The organism is Bacillus sp. PPSBB_11, from assembly GCF_038023285.1.
GTDB lineage: Bacteria > Bacillota > Bacilli > Bacillales > Bacillaceae > Bacillus > Bacillus altitudinis.
The window spans coordinates 3,023,216-3,042,080 of sequence record NZ_CP150633.1 but is presented as its reverse complement, the minus strand read 5'-3'; the positions used below and the strand labels follow the sequence as shown (position 1 = coordinate 3,042,080).

At 41.6% G+C, this 18,865-nt stretch carries 16 protein-coding genes; all 16 read right to left on the bottom strand.

The window, feature by feature from the left end; translation table 11 throughout:
* Window positions 1-16 precede the first annotated feature (16 nt).
* Window positions 17-1,909: a glycoside hydrolase family 9 protein gene (locus V7L95_RS14910; RefSeq protein ID WP_017359075.1), complete on the bottom strand. Its 1,893-nt coding sequence runs from the start codon at window positions 1,907-1,909 to the stop codon at window positions 17-19.
* Between the two features lie 374 nt (window positions 1,910-2,283).
* Complete coding sequence (locus V7L95_RS14905; RefSeq protein WP_340969061.1) at window positions 2,284-6,537, bottom strand: PolC-type DNA polymerase III; 4,254 nt, start codon at window positions 6,535-6,537, stop codon at window positions 2,284-2,286.
* 135 nt (window positions 6,538-6,672) lie between these two features.
* On the bottom strand, window positions 6,673-8,370 hold the full coding sequence (locus V7L95_RS14900) for a proline--tRNA ligase (protein WP_340967018.1): 1,698 nt from the start codon (window positions 8,368-8,370) through the stop codon (window positions 6,673-6,675).
* An 80-nt stretch (window positions 8,371-8,450) separates the two neighbouring features.
* Window positions 8,451-9,716: an RIP metalloprotease RseP gene (rseP, locus tag V7L95_RS14895; RefSeq protein WP_007499546.1), complete on the bottom strand. Its 1,266-nt coding sequence runs from the start codon at window positions 9,714-9,716 to the stop codon at window positions 8,451-8,453.
* A 6-nt stretch (window positions 9,717-9,722) separates the two neighbouring features.
* Window positions 9,723-10,874, bottom strand: a complete 1,152-nt coding sequence (dxr, locus tag V7L95_RS14890; RefSeq protein WP_017359078.1) for a 1-deoxy-D-xylulose-5-phosphate reductoisomerase — start codon at window positions 10,872-10,874, stop codon at window positions 9,723-9,725.
* Between the two features lie 39 nt (window positions 10,875-10,913).
* Window positions 10,914-11,708, bottom strand: coding sequence for a phosphatidate cytidylyltransferase (locus V7L95_RS14885; protein WP_007499550.1), 795 nt, complete (start codon window positions 11,706-11,708; stop codon window positions 10,914-10,916).
* Window positions 11,709-11,720: 12 nt separating this feature from the next.
* Entirely contained in the window at window positions 11,721-12,503 is a 783-nt protein-coding gene (locus V7L95_RS14880) for an isoprenyl transferase (RefSeq protein WP_007499552.1), read from the bottom strand.
* A 129-nt stretch (window positions 12,504-12,632) separates the two neighbouring features.
* A complete protein-coding gene (frr, locus tag V7L95_RS14875; RefSeq protein WP_008344764.1) occupies window positions 12,633-13,190 on the bottom strand; it encodes a ribosome recycling factor in 558 nt (185 codons plus the stop codon).
* A gap of 1 nt (window position 13,191) precedes the next feature.
* Window positions 13,192-13,914 carry a UMP kinase gene (gene pyrH, locus V7L95_RS14870; RefSeq protein ID WP_008344767.1) on the bottom strand — a complete coding sequence of 241 codons (723 nt, stop codon included), beginning with the start codon at window positions 13,912-13,914 and terminating at the stop codon, window positions 13,192-13,194.
* A gap of 134 nt (window positions 13,915-14,048) precedes the next feature.
* Window positions 14,049-14,930 carry a translation elongation factor Ts gene (tsf, locus tag V7L95_RS14865; RefSeq protein ID WP_007499558.1) on the bottom strand — a complete coding sequence of 294 codons (882 nt, stop codon included), beginning with the start codon at window positions 14,928-14,930 and terminating at the stop codon, window positions 14,049-14,051.
* A 91-nt stretch (window positions 14,931-15,021) separates the two neighbouring features.
* Window positions 15,022-15,756, bottom strand: a complete 735-nt coding sequence (gene rpsB / locus V7L95_RS14860; RefSeq protein ID WP_007499561.1) for a 30S ribosomal protein S2 — start codon at window positions 15,754-15,756, stop codon at window positions 15,022-15,024.
* A 155-nt stretch (window positions 15,757-15,911) separates the two neighbouring features.
* Window positions 15,912-16,451: a hypothetical protein gene (locus V7L95_RS14855; RefSeq protein ID WP_017359079.1), complete on the bottom strand. Its 540-nt coding sequence runs from the start codon at window positions 16,449-16,451 to the stop codon at window positions 15,912-15,914.
* Window positions 16,452-16,472: 21 nt separating this feature from the next.
* Window positions 16,473-17,240: a FliA/WhiG family RNA polymerase sigma factor gene (locus tag V7L95_RS14850; RefSeq protein WP_007499565.1), complete on the bottom strand. Its 768-nt coding sequence runs from the start codon at window positions 17,238-17,240 to the stop codon at window positions 16,473-16,475.
* Between the two features lie 24 nt (window positions 17,241-17,264).
* Window positions 17,265-17,765, bottom strand: coding sequence for a chemotaxis protein CheD (locus V7L95_RS14845; RefSeq protein WP_007499566.1), 501 nt, complete (start codon window positions 17,763-17,765; stop codon window positions 17,265-17,267).
* Window positions 17,765-18,391, bottom strand: coding sequence for a chemotaxis protein CheC (locus tag V7L95_RS14840; RefSeq protein WP_007499567.1), 627 nt, complete (start codon window positions 18,389-18,391; stop codon window positions 17,765-17,767). The genes V7L95_RS14845 and V7L95_RS14840 overlap by 1 nt, the downstream gene beginning before the upstream one ends.
* A 12-nt stretch (window positions 18,392-18,403) precedes the next feature.
* A complete protein-coding gene (locus V7L95_RS14835) occupies window positions 18,404-18,865 on the bottom strand; it encodes a chemotaxis protein CheW (RefSeq protein WP_007499568.1) in 462 nt (153 codons plus the stop codon).

The window sequence follows — 18,865 nt, the reverse complement described above, 5'->3', positions numbered from 1 at the left end:
TCCTCACCCTTTATATTTATTTATTCGGAAGCGTACCAAATTCTAAAATACCTTGATCAAAAACAGGAATTCTCGCTGTTTTCTGCATATTGGATGTTAATCCTTGAAAGGAATAATCATTTGAGGCATCCCATATATTCGCACCATTTGGCGCAGATAACCGGAACTGTATTTCCTTCTTATGAAGCGATTCACCTCCTGGAAAAATAGCTACGCCAGTAAAATCGATTTCTGTAAAATAGATATGGGATGATGCGTCATACACCGTTAACGGAGTTAAGGAAGCGCCTTCATTGTAAACAGCTGTCACTTGAATATCTTTATCAGTGAATCCCTTCGCAAATATCTCACTTAGATTGACATAATATCTAAAAGAAAGTGATTGACTACTTCTTGCCGGCCAGCCTGATCGATTGTATAGAATGGCTTTGATCTGAGTAGATGTTGTATCGTTACTCATGACAGCTGCCTCTACAAAAAACTCATCTTCCACTTTTTCTTTAGGCGGAAAATTCGGCAGCTTTGACTGCCCCTGACCAAACAACTGCACCATTTTGGCTACATTTCCAGTAAAGGCGGCATTATAGTCTGTTGCTACCTCGTTTGATACATAGTCAGAGATGTCATCGGTATACTGATCCTGTGCATTAGGCCCCCCAACAAGCGCTCCATAAAGCGTGTGCCGATGAGAAGAAGGAGTTGTCAGCTGATTAGACCATGAGCCATGTGCAGTTCGATGGTGTGGATGCATCGGCGGATTTTTGCCAAACCCAACGACATAGCTTCTATTTTGCGGATTATCCCCTAACATATAGTGTGTTTGCCTGATCGCAAACGTTTGGTATCGATTCTTTTTTTCTTGATCAGAGACCCAATCTGCGTACACAAACGCTAAAAATGCAGCATTTGCTGTATAACGAAGTGAACCCCATTGATCTAACCACGCTAGTCCGCCAGGCGTATAAGTGATTCTTTCTACTTTTCCATTTTGAACAAAACCCGTCGACCAGTAATCGAGATTACGCTCCGTCGATTCGATAAACCTTTTCTCCTTTGTGATTCTCGCAAGTAAAATTTGCGAAGCAAAAAAGGTATTGTCCCACGACATCGTAAACGTATAATCCCAATCCTTCGGCCATTCTTCTACTGCTTTTAGTGCTTTGTTTAAATAGGTCTGGTCATTTGTCGCCAAGTACAGCCATATTCCACCCCAAATGAGCTCATCAATATAGCCGCTCCAGGAATTATAAAATGGCTGAGCATTGGTGACACAATCTGTATACTCACCGCGATATTGGTCAGCAAATGCATAAAGCTGCTTTGCATGGGTGAGAAGCTTTGCTGCATAAGGCGCGTCTGTTTCTTTAAAAATAATTGAACCTGCTGCTAAAGCGGCTGCCGTTTGGGCGGCTACTTCTGTTCCTGGACAATGTTCATCAATTTTAAATGCTGGCCGGTTCATCGGCATCACTTCTGCTGGACCCCACCAGCCATGATCCGCGTTCCCATCGCCTACTTGTGCCCAAAATTCATTTGGACCTGTATGGGCTTTCAAAAAATAATCGGTTGCCCACTTGATTTGATCTAACATATCATCAAGCAGCTCTGCTTCTTCGTAAGCTTCTCGGTACTCATAGACTGTCCATGCAAGCACGGCTGCCGAGTAAGCCATCGGAAGCCCGAACTTCACATGATCACCAGCATCGTACCAGCCGCCTGTTAAATCATGACCAACATCTTTCCCATCCTCTAGTCCAGAATCCCCTCGCCAGTTAAGACGATTGCTTTCAGGAAGCTTTCCGGAACGCTGGGCTTCGTAAAACAAAATGGATTTTTGAAGCACCTCTACATAGTTGTAATCTGACATGTACCTACTTCTCACCCCTTCTTTTTTTAAAACGTGAAACATTGAACAAGAAATGACCACCTCCTTGTCATTCCGTACGTGTTTTGTACAGTGTTGAAAAGAATCAAGCGTGTTTCAAAAATGTGCATAGTAAACAGCCATCAGCTTGACGCTCACCGAGGGTTTTCTCCTGATTCTTCATGTGACTGTACCCAAAATGATCATATGTCGTATGAGAACATTTCAGACGGCTAAATTCTCTTTTTTGCTCTATTTGGGTAGAAAGAATGACATACAATCTCTTCTCTCAAAACACGACGTTAAATCAAGATATATGAACCAACAAGAAAATAATTCCAGTTAAAATATTTTAGTTTACATAATAATTTTATTGTATATAAAAAGAACGCCCTTTAAGGACGCTCTTCTTTTTCACATTAGAACAAAGAAAGCTGGTTTTGATCAGGAAGTGCTTCTAAGCAGCCTTGACGATCCAAATACTCAAGGATGGTCTTAGACACTTTTCCTCGTTTTTGTAAATCTTCTTTTGAAAGGAATTCGCCATCTTGGCGTGCGCGTACAATATTTAACGCAACGTTTGTTCCGAGTCCAGGGATGGAGTTGAATGGCGGGATTAGCCCGTCTCCATCAATGATAAACTCAGTGGCACTTGATCGGTATAGGTCTACTTTTTTAAAGTGATAGCCTCTTTCACACATTTCAAGTGCAAGCTCTAGTACAGTTAATAGGTTCTTCTCTTTCGGTGATGCATCAAGACCTTTTGAGTTAATATCGTCCATGACCGCTCGAATCGCATTCGATCCTTTTGTCATCGTTTCGATATCAAAATCATCAGCACGAACGGTAAAATAAGCCGCATAGTACAGAAGTGCATGGTGCACCTTGAAATAAGCAATCCGAACAGCCATTAATACATAAGCAGCCGCATGGGCTTTAGGGAACATGTATTTAATCTTTTTACAAGAATCAATGTACCAGTTCGGTACGTTATTATTCTTCATTTCTTCTTCCCATTCAGGAGGAAGTCCCTTCCCTTTACGAACAGATTCCATAATTTTAAAGGCAAGTGACGGCTCTAACCCTTGATAAATCAGATAGACCATAATATCATCACGACATCCAATCACTTCGCTTAGTTCACACGTTTTATTATGAATCAGCTCTTGGGCGTTGCCGAGCCATACATCTGTACCGTGAGATAGACCAGAGATCTGAACAAGCTCCGAGAAGGTGGTCGGTTTTGTATCTTCAAGCATCTGACGAACAAACCTTGTGCCAAACTCTGGTATCCCAAGTGTTCCCGTTTTACATCCAATTTGTTCTTCTGTGACACCGAGAGGTTCCGTTCCTTGGAAGATTTTCATGACCTCAGGATCATCTGTCGGAATCGTTTTTGGGTCAATTCCGCTCAAGTCCTGTAGCATCCGAATGACCGTTGGATCATCGTGTCCAAGAATATCTAGTTTCAGCAAGTTATCATGGATTGAATGGAAATCAAAATGCGTCGTTTTCCAATCAGAACCTGTCGCATCTGCTGGATATTGAATCGGTGAGAAATCGTAAATGTCCATATAATCCGGCACTACGATAATACCGCCTGGATGTTGGCCCGTTGTCCGTTTGACCCCCGTACAGCCCTGTACGAGCCGGTCAATTTCAGCACCTCTCATATGAAGGTTATGATCTCCTGCGTAGCCTTTCACATAACCATATGCCGTTTTTTCTGCAACGGTACCGATTGTACCTGCGCGGTATACATACTCTTCACCAAACAGCTCTTTCGTATAGTTATGGGCAATCGGCTGATATTCTCCTGAGAAGTTCAAGTCGATATCGGGCACTTTATCTCCTTTAAAACCTAAGAACGTTTCAAACGGAATATCGTGTCCGTCTTTTTTATACGGCGTCCCGCATTCAGGACAGTCTTTATCAGGAAGGTCAAATCCTGAGCCAACCGATCCATCATTAAAGAACTCAGAGTGCTTGCAACTTGGACATACATAGTGCGGCGCAAGCGGGTTCACTTCTGTAATCTCTGTTAATGTCGCAACGAGAGATGAACCAACTGATCCCCTTGAACCAACTAGATATCCATCATCAAGTGATTTCTTAACAAGCTTATGAGAAATTAAATAAATAACAGCGAAACCGTGACCAATAATACTCTTTAATTCTTTCTCGATCCGGTCTTCTACAATTTTCGGTAAATCGTCACCGTAGATGCTGCGAGCCATGTTATAGCTCATTTCCCGAATTTCTTCATCTGCACCTTCGATTTTTGGTGTATAAAGATCGTCTTTGATTGGTTTAATACTTTCAACCATCTCAGATACTTTTTGCGTATTCGTCACGACAATCTCTTTCGCCTTCTCGTCTCCAAGAAAAGAGAAGGCTTCTAGCATTTCATCAGTTGTTCTAAAATGAACTTTTGGCAGTTCATGACGATTAAGCGGATTCGCCCCACCTTGTGATGAAATTAAGATTTTGCGATAAATTTTGTCTTCTGGATGCAGGTAGTGCACATTTCCAGTCGCCACGACTGGTTTATTCAGTTTTTCACCAAGTTTTACAATGTTTGTGATGATCTCTTTTAATGCACGTTCATCCCGAACAAGCTCCAGCTGGAGTAAATGCTGATACACTTCTGGCGGATGAACTTCTAAATAGTCGTAAAATGCGGCAATTTCTTCTACCTCATCAGGTGACTTCTGCATCATCCCTTCAAACACTTCACCCTTATCACAAGCAGACCCAACAATTAAACCTTCTCGATACTTCTCAAGCTGTGAGCGAGGGATACGCGGCACGCGGTAGAAATAATGAATATGAGAAAGTGAAACAAGCTTAAATAAATTCTTTAGACCCGTCTCATTTTGTGCAATCACGGTTGCATGGTAAGGACGTGAGCGCTGATACGCATTGGACTGCCCCATGTTTTCATTCAATTGATCGTGGTAGGCAATCTCTTTTTCAGCCGCATCCTTTAGCATCTTCAGCATGAGGTACCCAGTTGCTTCTGCATCATAAATCGCCCGGTGATGCTGCGTGAGTTCAATATCGAACTTTTTACACAGCGTGTTCAGCCGGTGATTTTTAAATTCTGGATAAAGGAATCGGCCAAGTTCTAGTGTATCAATGACAGGGTTTGATGCTTTATCTGTTTTTAGCAGACGCTTATATGCTGCATTTAAAAAGCCCATATCAAAGCTCGCATTGTGAGCAACAAGGATATCTTGGCCAATCCACTCTTTGAAATCCCGAACAACATCGACCACATCTGGTGCATCTCTCACCATGTCATCCGTGATACCGGTTAGTTCAATGGTTGTTGCTGATAACGGATGATGAGGGTTTGCAAATGCCTCAAAGCGGTCAATGATTTCCCCGCCTTTGATTTTCACGGCTGCAAGCTCAATGATCGTATCATAAACAGCAGAGAGTCCTGTTGTCTCAACATCAAATACGACAAACGTCGCATCTTCTAATAAGCGGTGCTCTAGATTATACGCAATCGGTACCCCGTCGTCGACTAAATTGATTTCCACCCCATACATCATTTTGATGCCATGCTTTTTACTTGCTGCATACGCATCTGGAAAGGATTGTACAACGGCGTGATCTGTTAGGGCAATGGCCTCATGCCCCCATTTTTTTGCTTGTTCAACAAGTTTACCGATGCCAGTGACAGCATCCATCTGGCTCATTGGAGAATGCAAATGAAGCTCAACACGCTTTTCTCCCTCAGGTGCAGTATCTTCTTTCAGCTGAGGTTTCATTTCATTGACGTCATTTGCGATCATGACAAGATCTCTCACAAACGTATCGTTTTGAATGCTTCCTCTTGCTTTAACCCACATCCCTTTTTTCAAGGATTTCATGAGCTGAGCATCTTCTTTTTCTCTCGCAAACATTTTGATCAAAATACTATTCGTATAATCGGTAATTTTAAAGATACAAAGGGTTCTGCCGCTTTTTAGTTCGCGCGTTTCTGCATCGAACACGTACCCTTGGACGGTGATTCGTCTTTCTTCGTCCATAATACTATCAAGCGTACGTATTTCTTCATTGTCTTTGATTTGATAGCCAATCATCAGAGGGCCAGAAGGAGCTTCCTCTTGATCCTCACTTTCCTTCTTCTCCATCTCAACAAGGGCTTGCATGGCTCTTTCTTGATCTTCAGCAAGTTTTTGTTCTCTGAACTTCTGAATCTCTTGATCTGATACAAAAATTTCTGTATCAAATTGAAGTTCTGGAAAACCAACTTGTTTAAATGCAGCCTGAAGCATTGGGCTATATTTCTTCTTGATGGCTAGAGCCTCAGTTTCGCTTTTTGTTTTGATGATGATCTTATGTCCAGACAGGGCTGGTTTTTGCTGTTGAAGCAAGCTGATGATTGGGGGAGAAATCCCTTGAAGCTCTTCCACACAATGGGACCAATACGATTGAACGAGCTCTTCAGATATGTGCGGATCATTGACTTCAATCGTACAAGTAACTTGTGCAATATGAGAAAATGCATTTGTCAGCCTGCTTAAAAACATTGCATATACTTGGTAAGGCAAAAGCGCCTTAAATTTAAAATGGAAATGCCACGTTTTTGCCGCCTTATGCACCGTCAATTTGACGATCTCGCCTTCTTCAAAGTAACGACTGAGGTCATCATCTGTCATTTGAATCTGATTGAGTAATATATGAAATTGCCGCCGGGTAATCGGTAATTGTTCATCCAAGACAGGACCCTCCTTTTGCAAATCAGAAAGGTACCTCTTTTTTGCAGGAGGTACCTTCATTTTTTTGTTCGTTTTTTATGCTTGGCGTATAAATGAAATCAGTTCATCAACAGATACTTCGTGTGATTCACCTGATTTTCTGAATTTCACTTCGACAATACCTTCTTCTGAACGTTTCCCGCAGCTAATGCGAATTGGCAGTCCAATTAAGTCACTGTCGGCAAATTTAACGCCTGCACGCTCTTGGCGGTCATCGAAAAGGACATCATAGCCCTCTTCCTGTAAACGCTCATACAGCGTTTCAGCCAGTTCCTTTTGTGCATCGTTTTTCATATTTAAGGCAAGTAGATGAAGATCATATGGCGCAACTGTTTCTGGCCAAATAATCCCCTTGTCATCATGATGCTGTTCAACAATCGCAGAAAGGGTTCTAGAAATTCCGATGCCATAGCAGCCCATGATCATTGGCTGCGCACGTCCCTTTTCATCGAGGTATGTTGCATCCATTGCCTCTGAATAACGCGTGCCTAGCTTAAAGACTTGTCCTACTTCAATTCCTTTTGCGAACTGAATCGTACCTTCACCATCTGGAGAAACGTCTCCTTCTTGAATCAAGCGAAGATCTGTATATTCCTTCACTGACAGATCACGAGCAGGATTAACATTGACATAGTGATAATCCGATTCATTTGCACCTGCAACTGCATTTGTCATGCCTTTTACAGCGTGGTCTGCATAAATCGTTACTTCCGCTTCAAGCTTCATTGGTCCAACAAATCCTGGTTCTGTTCCGATCACGTCTAGTACTTCCTCACGTGAAGCAAGCTCTACAAGCTGTGCTCCAACTAAGTTTTTCACTTTCACATCATTTACTTCATGATCGCCTCTTGTCAGGACAAGTACATACGCATCATCCGCTTTAAACAAGACAGATTTGATACATGTAGAAGGAGCCACTTCAAAGAATGACGCAACATCTTGTATCGTCTTCACCTGCGGCGTGTGTACTTTCTCGAGTTCTTTGAAGTCCGCAGGGTTTGCTTCTTCTCCGTGATACACAGCCTCAGCCATTTCAATGTTCGCAGCGTAGGAAGATGTGTCAGAGTATGCGATTGTATCTTCTCCTACTTCTGACAGTGCCATAAACTCATGTGTATCTTTTCCTCCCATTGCCCCAGAATCGGCAATGACGGGTCTAAAGTTAAGACCTACTTTTGAAAAGACATTCGAGTAAGCTGTAAACATTTTGTTGTATGTGTCATCAAGGCTCTCTGGTGAAGAGTGGAATGAATAGGCGTCCTTCATAATAAATTCACGTCCGCGCAATAACCCAAAGCGAGGTCTTTGTTCGTCACGGAATTTAGATTGGATTTGATACAGTGTCAAAGGAAGCTTTTTATACGATTTGACTTCACTGCGTACGAGTGATGTGATCACTTCTTCGTGTGTTGGGCCAAGTGCAAACTCGCGGCCGTGGCGATCTTTCATACGCATGAGTTCTGGACCGTATGTATACCATCTTCCTGACTCTTGCCACATTTCTGCTTGCTGCAGCACTGGCATTAACAGCTCAGCTGCTCCCGCCTTTTCCATTTCCTTGCGAACAATGGCTTGAATGTGCTGAATCACTTTATGTGCTAGCGGCAAATAATGATAGATACCGCTCGTGTTTTGTCTAATAAATCCAGCTCTTACTAATAGCTGATGACTTTTTGCCTCAGCATCTGCCGGCACCTCTCGAAGAGTTGGAATGAAAGTCAGGGATTGTCTCATGTCGTTACACCTCATTTAAGAAATAGGACTTCTCACAAAAACTCTTGTTTCCCATAATGAGAAACAAGAGACAATGGTTTTTATAAAAATAATCGCTGGATGTCATTCCATGTCACTACTAGCATTAATAGCATGAGGAACGCAACACCAATGAAGACAACAAGTGCCTCTTTCTCACGATTAATTGGTTTGCCGCGAATGGCTTCAACGAATAGGAAAAGTAATCTTCCTCCGTCTAATGCAGGAATCGGTAATAAATTCACGATCCCTAAGTTGATACTAAGAAACGCAGCAAACTGCATTAATGTTAACACACCTTGTTTCGCTACTTCTCCTGTCATGTCATATATTCCAACAGGACCTGCAAGCATATCTAACGAAAATTGCCCTGTGACAATCTTTTGCAAGTTCGTTAAGATGAGACCTGCTGTAGATATCACTGTAGTGCCTGAGGATGAAATGACTTTGAGAAAGCCATTTTCCGTTGGCGGATAAGAGCCAAAACGGCCAATGGTTTTTCCTTCTGCCTTCACAGCTTCCGGTACAACCTGAATGGTGCTTTCTTTGCCATCTCGGTCAATGACGACATTCATTTTTTTATCTGGGTTTTTTTGAACCGTTTGAACAACGTCTGTCCAAGAATTCATTTTATCCCCGTTAATTGAAACGATATGATCTCCCTGCATAAGCCCAGCTTGCGCTGCCCGGCCGTCTTTTGTCAGCTTACCAAGTACAGGATCATCCACGGTTACACCTTGAATAAATCCTAAAGCCACAAGAATCACATATGCCAAGATAAAGTTCATAATCGGTCCAGCTGCAATGGCTTTAATGCGCTGCCATACTGTTTTTGAACCAAACTGACGGTTGTATGGTGCAATTTGAATTTCTTCACCATCTGCAATATAGAAGCTTGTTTGGCTTACATTGTAGCCAGTAAGGATGTCTTCATTTCCAGCCTCATATCCTGAAATTCTCATCGCATGATCTAAATCAATTTGTTCAACTTCAATGACAAGTGCATCAGGATATTTCTCTTTATCATTTAAAATGATTTTTTCTACTTCATTTTGCTCATTGAATAAGAGCCCCACTGTATGACCCGGTTTAATTTCAATGACTTCAGGATCTTCTCCAGCCATTTTAACAAATCCGCCGATTGGCAGAAGTCTGATGGTATAGACGGTTTCTTTTCGTTTAAAGGAGAAAATCTTCGGTCCAAAACCAATTGCGAACTCGCGGCATAAAATGCCTGCGCGCTGCGCCATAATTAAATGGCCAAGCTCGTGGAAAAAAACGAGCGTTCCAAAAATAATAATAAACGCAATCACTGTATTCACGAACATACCACCTTATGCGAGGATTGATTGAACAAAGTCTCGTGTATCTTTGTCCACTTCATGGATATCTTGCAAACTAGGCGTTGAAATCACATGATGTCTGTTCAGTGCCTTTTCAATCAATTCTTCAATTTGCAGGAACGTTACTTTGCCTTTTAGAAATGCATCAACAGCAATTTCATTGGCTGCATTAAGCACAGTAGGCATTGTCCCTCCTATTTTACCTGATTCATAAGCAAAATGTAAGCAGCGATACCTGTCAAAATCCGCTTTTTGGAAATTTAATTGTCCAATCTCCCAAAGGTTTAATGATTTCGCTTCTTTTAATGGCGCTCTATCAGGATAAGTGAGCGCGTATTGAATCGGAACCCTCATGTCAGGTGTACCTAACTGAGCCATGACACTTTTGTCATGGAATTCCACCATGGAATGGATGATGCTCTCTTTATGTAACAGCACATCAATTTGATCGTATGGGATATCAAACAGCCAATGCGCCTCAATCACCTCAAGCCCCTTATTCATCATGGTCGCTGAATCGATCGTGATTTTTGCGCCCATGGACCAGTTCGGATGATTCAGCGCTTCTTCAACCGTTACACCTTCAAGCTCCGTGCGTTTTTTATCTCGGAAACTGCCGCCTGAAGCTGTGACGATTAAGCGTTCAATGTTTTTAGCTTGTTCACCTTGCAGGGATTGAAAAATAGCGGAGTGTTCACTATCGACAGGAAGTAAAGGCACGTCATACTTTTTGGCGTACTCTTTTACTATATGACCAGCTGTCACAAGTGTTTCCTTATTTGCAAGTGCGATCGTCTTTTTTTGTTCAATGGCTTTTAATGTCGGCACAAGTCCGACACTTCCTACCAGTGCATTGACCACAACATCCACTGCATCATAGGTCGCTGCTTCGATGTTCGCTTCATCACCCGCAGCCATTTTGACATCGTATTGAAATGAATGACCTTTTAACGTGCGATAGGTCGCTTCGTCTACACATCCAACAAATTCAGGCTGAAATTGTTCAATGATAGGGATGGCCTTGTCTATATTTCTGCCAAACGTCATCGCTTTCAACTTGAATTTGTCTGGATGCTGCCTGATCACATCTAATGTTTGTTCTCCAATTGATCCTGTTGCGCCTAATAGCGAAATATATTTCAAATTGCCACTCCTTCTCTCGTTCAATTAGTTTCTATGAGGTTAGCTAGCAAACGTGGCCAGCAATAAATATAAAAACGGCAGAACGAATAAAAAGCTGTCAAACCTGTCCAAAATTCCGCCATGACCTGGGAGTATTGTCCCTGAATCCTTCACATGGTAATGACGCTTTAAAGCAGATTCCACAAGGTCGCCAAGCTGTCCAAAAATACTGAGCAAAAGAGTAATAAACATAACAAGCAGATATGATGGCAAAAATCCTGTAACCGCCTGGAACACAAGTGACAGCACGACCGCTGTGACGATTCCGCCGATAAATCCTTCTACTGTTTTGTTTGGGCTGATCTCTGGCCAAAGCTTTCGTTTCCCCATAGATTTCCCAATAAAATAGGCACCTGAGTCAGTGGACCAAATAATCACCGCTGCGAAGAAGATCGCACTCATGCCATACAAGCCTCTAATTTGAATAAAATAATAGAAACTAACGCCAATATATAATGTGGCTAATATAACAAAAGCAACCTCATCGAATGTGAAAGAGTTTTTGCTCAGAACTGTATAAGTTAAAAGGATTAAGACTGCAAATAAAGCAATCTGCATTTTTGATGCGTCTACGTTCGGGAAGAAGCTATTTTCTCCGCCCATTAAAAGCCAAAGCAATATTAAGCTGACAATGCCAGGAAAGCTGAAAATCGAAATCTTTTTCATTCTAAGAAGCTCAAAGAGAGCGACACTTCCCATTAAATAAATCAGCAGGGTAAATGGCATTTGTCCATAAATCACTGCAAGTAAAAACACTGCAGCTGCCAGAACACCCGTCAAAATTCTTTGTTTCATCTGCACCACCCTCTAAATTCCACCGAACCTCCGGCCGCGGCGCTGGTACTCTCCGATAGCGCCTATGAGATGCTCATCAGAAAAGTCAGGCCAAAGCACATCCGTAAAGACAAACTCGCTGTATGCAATTTGCCAAAGCATAAAGTTGCTTAATCTAATTTCTCCACTCGTACGAATAAGCAAATCCGGATCTTGAAGAGATTCTGTCATTAAATAAGCTGAAAACATCTCTTCTGTGATGTCTTCTGCTCGAAGCTTGCCTTCTTTGACTTTTTCAGAAATTTGTCTGCATGCAGAAATAATTTCTGTCCGTCCTCCATAATTGAGCGCAAAATTTAAAATGAGTCCGTCATTATTCGCCGTACTCTTCACTGCGTTCTCTACCGCTTTTTTCGTATGCTGCGGGAGGCCGTCTGGATCACCTGTTAAACGTACACGGACATTTTCCTCGATGAGTTCAGGCAGATAGATGTTTAGAAACTCTTCAGGAAGCTTCATTAAAAAATCTACTTCTAGTTTTGGACGTTTCCAATTTTCTGTAGAGAAAGCATACAAAGTCAGCACTTTGACATTCAGCTCATTTGCAAGCTTGGTCATGCGCTTGACAACTTTCATTCCTTCATGATGTCCTGCTACCCGTGGAAGCGCACGTTTCTTCGCCCATCTTCCATTCCCATCCATGATAATGGCGATATGTTCAGGAATTTCTCCATTTAATATGTCTTCTTTTGTCAGGCTTTCTAAGTTGGAAGCTGCTGTTTGCTGATTCTTCCAATTTTTGAGTATATTGAGCATGAGATTCCTCCATCACCCAAAAAGGTTGCGTTCCCGCTAATAATATAGTCCTCAACAGTATTAACAAAAAAACCCCCTGTAAACATGAAGAGGGTCTTTTCACTATTATCTATTGTACATAGTTTTTTCTTAAACTTCCATGATTTCTTTTTCTTTATCTTTTGTCACTTCATCAATTTTAGCGACATATTCATCTGTCAATTTTTGAACATCCTCTGTAGATGATCTTAATTCATCTTCAGTGATCTCCCCATTTTTCTCTAGCTTTTTCAATTCATCGTTTGCATCACGACGAACGTTACGAACAGCTACTTTTGCTTCTTCTGAGTATTTTCTCACAACTTTTACAAGTTCTTTACGTCTTTCTTCTGTTAGTGCTGGGATCGCAATACGGATCACGTTTCCGTCACTAGTTGGTGTGATACCAAGATCAGACTTTTGGATCGCCTTTTCGATATCACCAATCGCTGTTTTATCGTAAGGTGTGATAATCAGCATACGTGCTTCTGGCACTGTAATTGACGCAATTTGGTTTAGTGGTGTTTGCGCACCATAGTAATCCACTGTTACTTTGTCTAAAAGGGAAGCATTAGCTCTGCCCGCACGGACAGTTGCTAGTTCACGTCCGTATGCTTGAACGGCTTTTTCCATTTTTTCTTTTGTTTGGTTCAACACTTCTTTTGACACGTTATTTCCCCCTCACGATCGTTCCGATTGATTCGCCATTGACGGCACGTTTAATATTTCCTTCTTCCATAATAGAGAAGACGATTAATGGAATGTCATTGTCCATACATAATGAGGACGCAGTAGAATCCATTACAGCAAGCCCTTCTTTTAGTACATCAAGATATGAAAGCTTATCATATTTTACTGCATCCGCATCTGTACGAGGATCAGCACTGTAGACACCGTCTACATTGTTTTTCGCCATTAAAATGACATCTGCTTCAATTTCAGCTGCACGAAGTGCTGCTGTTGTATCAGTAGAGAAATAAGGGTTACCAGTACCTGCAGCAAAAATCACGACACGTTTCTTCTCAAGGTGACGGATCGCTTTTCTTCTTATGTATGGCTCTGCAACCTGTCTCATTTCGATAGAGGTTTGTACTCTAGACTGAATACCAAGCGTTTCTAGGCTGTCTTGTAATGCCAATGAATTCATCACTGTTGCAAGCATCCCCATATAGTCTGCTGTTGCCCGGTCCATTCCTAAGTCACTGCCTGTCTTACCACGCCAAAGGTTTCCTCCACCTACAACGACTGCAACTTCAACATCAAGTTCTGCAATTTCTTTTACTTGCTTTGCAATTGATTGAATGACAGTTGGGTTAATTCCATTTCCAGCATCACCAGCTAGTGCTTCTCCACTTAGCTTCAGTACAATGCGATTATATTTCGGTTTGCTCATGATAACCTCCAAGTGTAAACTATACCGTCTCTTATTATGCGTAAGAAACCGCCTTTTGTAAATCAATATCCTCTAAAAAATAGGGAACACAGTGCTTGTGCTCCCTAAAAAAGCCCCAGAGAGCTTTTCAAACATTATTTTTTCACTTGGCTCATAACTTCTTCAGCAAAGTTGTCTTGACGCTTTTCGATACCTTCGCCCACTTCATAGCGAACATAAGTTTGAACAGTTGCGTTTTTCGCACCTACAACTTGTTTCACTTTTTCATCTGGGTTTTTAACGAATGCTTGGTCAAGTAAGCAAATTTCTTCGAAGAATTTGTTTAGACGGCCTTCTACCATTTTAGCAACGATATTTTCAGGCTTTCCTTCTTGAAGCGCTTGTTGTGTTAATACTTCACGCTCACGGTTTGCTTCTTCTTCAGACACTTGGTCACGAGAAATGTATTTAGGGTTTACAGCAGCAACGTGCATTGCGATGTCTCTCGCAAGCTCTTCATCAGTTGTTCCGTTAAGAACCGCTAATACACCGATGCGTCCGCCCATGTGTAAGTAAGAACCGAATGCAGCGTTATCTTCTTTTGTGATGACTGAGAAACGGCGCAGCGTAATTTTTTCTCCGATTTTCGCAATTGCAGAAGTAATATGTTCTTCAACTGTTGAACCATTTTCCATTTTAGAAGCATGTGCTTCTTCAATTGTTGCAGGTTTCGCAGCAAGTAAATGATCAGCAAGTTCGTTAAGAAGATTTTGGAATCCTTCGTTTTTCGCAACGAAATCAGTCTCAGAGTTCACTTCTAGGATAACGCCAGTGTTGCCGTCAGTTTTAATAAGAGTTAATCCTTCTGCCGCAATACGGTCTGCTTTTTTCGCAGCTTTTGCGATCCCTTTTTCTCTTAGAAGATCGATTGCTTTATCGATGTCACCATCAGTTTCTGTTAACGCTTTTTTACAGTCCATCATACCTGCACCAGTTTTTTGACGCAGTTCTTTTACTAATTGAGCAGTAATTGCCATTTTACATTTCCTCCTTCTATGTTAAAACACGGATTACTAGGTGAAAAAAAGGTGATAAAAGGCAGTTCCCTCTTATCACCTTTTGAATAGGTTACGCAGTTGTTGTTTCAGTTTCTGTCGTTTCTTCTACAACAGCTTCTTCTTCGCCTTGTTTAGACTCAAGAATCGCATCTGCCATTTTAGCAGTTAGAAGTTTTACAGCACGGATTGCATCATCGTTTGCAGGGATCACAACATCAATTTCGTCTGGATCACAGTTTGTGTCAACGATACCGATAATTGGGATATTCAATTTACGAGCTTCTGCAACTGCAATACGCTCTTTACGAGGGTCGATAATGAAAAGTGCATCTGGAAGACCCTTCATGTCTTTGATTCCGCCTAGGAATTTTTCAAGACGTTCTAATTCTTTTTTCAGTTGAACGACTTCTTTCTTAGGAAGAACTTCGAACGTACCGTTTTCTTGCATTTTTTCAATATCTTTTAAACGTTTGATACGTTTTTGGATTGTTTCAAAGTTTGTTAACGTTCCACCAAGCCAGCGTTGGTTTACATAGAACATACCAGAACGGATTGCTTCTTCTTTCACTGAATCTTGTGCTTGCTTTTTCGTACCAACGAAAAGGATTTTTCCTCCATCAGCAGCAAGGTTTTTCGTGAAGTTGTAAGCTTCCTCTACTTTTTTCACCGTTTTTTGAAGATCGATGATGTAGATACCGTTACGCTCTGTAAAGATGTAACGCTTCATTTTTGGGTTCCAACGGCGTGTTTGGTGACCGAAGTGAACACCAGCTTCTAGCAATTGTTTCATAGAAATAACTGACATGTTGTTGCCTCCTAATATAATGGTTTTTTTTCCTCCGCTTAAGTCATGTTCACATAAAACTGCGCCACGGCAGCACCTTCATACGAATCATTAAGCGTGTGTATTTAACACCAAGAAATAATATAACACATGATGGACTGACAATCAAGAATCCTTTACAGCTTTCCGCTAAATTTTAATAAAAGTTCGATTTCTGTCTTGCCCGTTTTTAATTCTTTCGCTATTTCTTCTAATGATAGCCCTTGATCATATAAGGCCTTTACTTGTTCCTCGAATGTTTCTTCTATTTCACTTTCAGAAGGCGTAGAAGCTTCTGTTTCGAGACTTGAAACGGGTTCGTTTACCTTCTCTTCCTGCACCTCAACTTCGCTAAGGAGAGTCGACAGGTGCTCTGGAACTGGATCTTCACTTTCTACCGATTGCAGGGATTCAATTGGTGGTTGTGGCTGCTTTGGTGTCTGAAGATCCGATTTCAGCTCTTCAGCAGAAAAATCAGGGGAAGTGGCTGCAGCTTTTGATAGTTTTTCATTCTCTTCTTTGACTTCCATCAAAAATGCAGCCAGGGTATTTTCCGTTTCTTCTAAAAGCTCTCGCTGCTTTTGTTCTGTTGCCTTCAGCGAATTCATTCTCGTGTATAAAATGATCACAAAATAAATAAGTGCAGCATGAAGCATAAAGCTAATCAGCCATAGCATATTTTTTCACTCACTAACTCTTTAAGATTGAATGGCTTTATCAAGCAGATGCTTAAGCTTGAACAATGCCTTTGAATGAATTTGCGAAATGCGGGAGGTCGATAAATTAAGCACTTGACCAATTTCCGTTAACGTCAATTCCTCTTTATAGAAAAGACTTATCACAAGCTTTTCTTTTTCCGAAAGCTCTGTCATTTTTTCGGCAAGCTGTTCAATTAATTCATCTTTCAGCATTTTTTCTTCAGGTGTCACAGTCTTTTCGTCGCGAATCATGACTTGAACGTTTTCTCCGTCTTCTTGATCATGCAGCTTCTCATCAATCGAGAGCAAATTCGCAAAGAACCCTTCATTCATCGTTGTGACCACATCTTGTTCACTCATGCCGAGTTCTTCAGCAACCTCTGTTGGTGTCACATTTCGTAAATATCGCTGTTCAAGCTTTTCAATTGCCGCTTCTACTTTTTTTGTTTTTTCTCTTGATGTACGAGGCAGCCAGTCCTCTTTACGAAGACCGTCGATGATGGCCCCACGAATTCTGAAGGATGCATATGTATCAAACTTCAGATCTCTTCCGGGGTCAAATTTTTCAAGGGCATCATATAAACCGAGCATCCCTAGACTGATCAAGTCTTCTTTGTGCACTGACTTCGGGAGACCGATGGAAATTCTTCCAACATGATATGTGACGAGCGGCATATAGCGGCGCATAAGATCATCTCCAGCAGCTGGGTCCTTCCACTCTTTCCATCTAGCCCATAGCGCCTGATCTTCGTAATTTAAGGATTGCATCTTTCTCCCCCTATACTTCCTTAGTTATATCTTCATAATGCCTTGTTTCACAGTGCGGATCTCAAGTTCTGTTGTAAGCGGATCGAATTCAATCGTGCGTCCATTGTTTCCGCCCGTGTCCTCACTAATGATCGGGATATGATGAAGAGACAGATGTTCTTTCACAGCTGATACATTTCTAGGTCCAATTCTCATCAGATCATTGGTTGACTTAAATTTAAACATTTCTGCGCCGCCAGCAAGCTTCGCTTTTAGCGCATGTTTGCGCGCTCCTTCTTTTAAGAGCAGATCAATTGTATGCTTGACACCTGTATCTGCATACTTAGCCAAGTTCTCTACCGCTCCTTTTGAAAGAGAGGAGTCTGGAAGCATGACATGGACAAGTCCTGCCAGTTTTTTTTCTTGGTCAAAAAGGACAAGTCCTACGCAAGAACCGAGACCGGATGTCCGAATACGGTCCGGTGTTTTCACAAGCTGAACATCCGCTATACCAACCTTTACAACTGCCGGAATCTGCACGTTCATTATAGGTTACCTAATGCTTTGAACAGTTTTTCAAACGATTCAAAGTCTGGTAATAGAAACATATTTCCTTTCAGCTCTTGCTGATTTTGATCATCAAAAATAGATGTATCAATCACAATCGCCTGATCGCCGAGAGGGCTAAACTGCATTAATCCTTCACTAATGACAGCCCCAAACATGTCGAGCGTGACATCTGGAACACTTGGGTGAAGCTGCAGTTTTGTTAAATCGGCAAGTGCTGATAAATAAGAGCCTGCTAAAATATTTCCTAACTCATGAAGCGCTGATGTTCCTAGCATGTGTTCATGAATCGTATCAATATCAAATGCTGGGTCCTGAACAAGCTCTCTTACAAATTGTTCAGCTTGTTCAAACGGCATAATGAAAAAGATTGAACCGGTAAGATCACCCTCCATTCGCAAAAAGATACTGGCAACTGGAAGGTCTGCTCCACCAAAGAAATCCATTAAATCTTCAAACGAGAGAACTTTGACAAAAGGAACAGCCATATCAATTTTGCGATTCAATAGGCTGGCAAGAGCAGACGCTGCATGGCCTGCTCCGATATTCCCAACCTCACTTAATATATCTAGCTGTTCATCTTTAATTTCATTGAAAATGCTCATCTCACATCCCCCTTAATGAACAGGTGCATCTTGCACGCTCTTGTCGAGGACCGCACCAGCATGAATGATATTGAATAGACGCTGATCATGCTTAATAATACCTGTCACCCATGACAGTCCTTCTTTTTCAGCTGTATCAGTAGAAGATTCTACCTCTTCCTGATGAACAGTAATGACATCATTTGCTTCATCAACAATCCAGCCGACTTCAATGTCACCAACTTGTACAATAATCATTCTTGTTTCGTCTGTAATCTCGTTGTCAGTTGATCCAAGTCTCACTCTAAGGTCAATGACAGGTGTCACGACACCACGTAGATTAATGACACCGCATATATAAGGGGCAACGCCAGGAACTCTTGTCGGCTGCTGCCATTTTTCAATGGACTTTACTTCTGATACTGAAATGGCGTATTCTTTTTTGTTTACGATAAACACAATCATCTTTTCGCCAGTTTTGATATCTGTACTCAT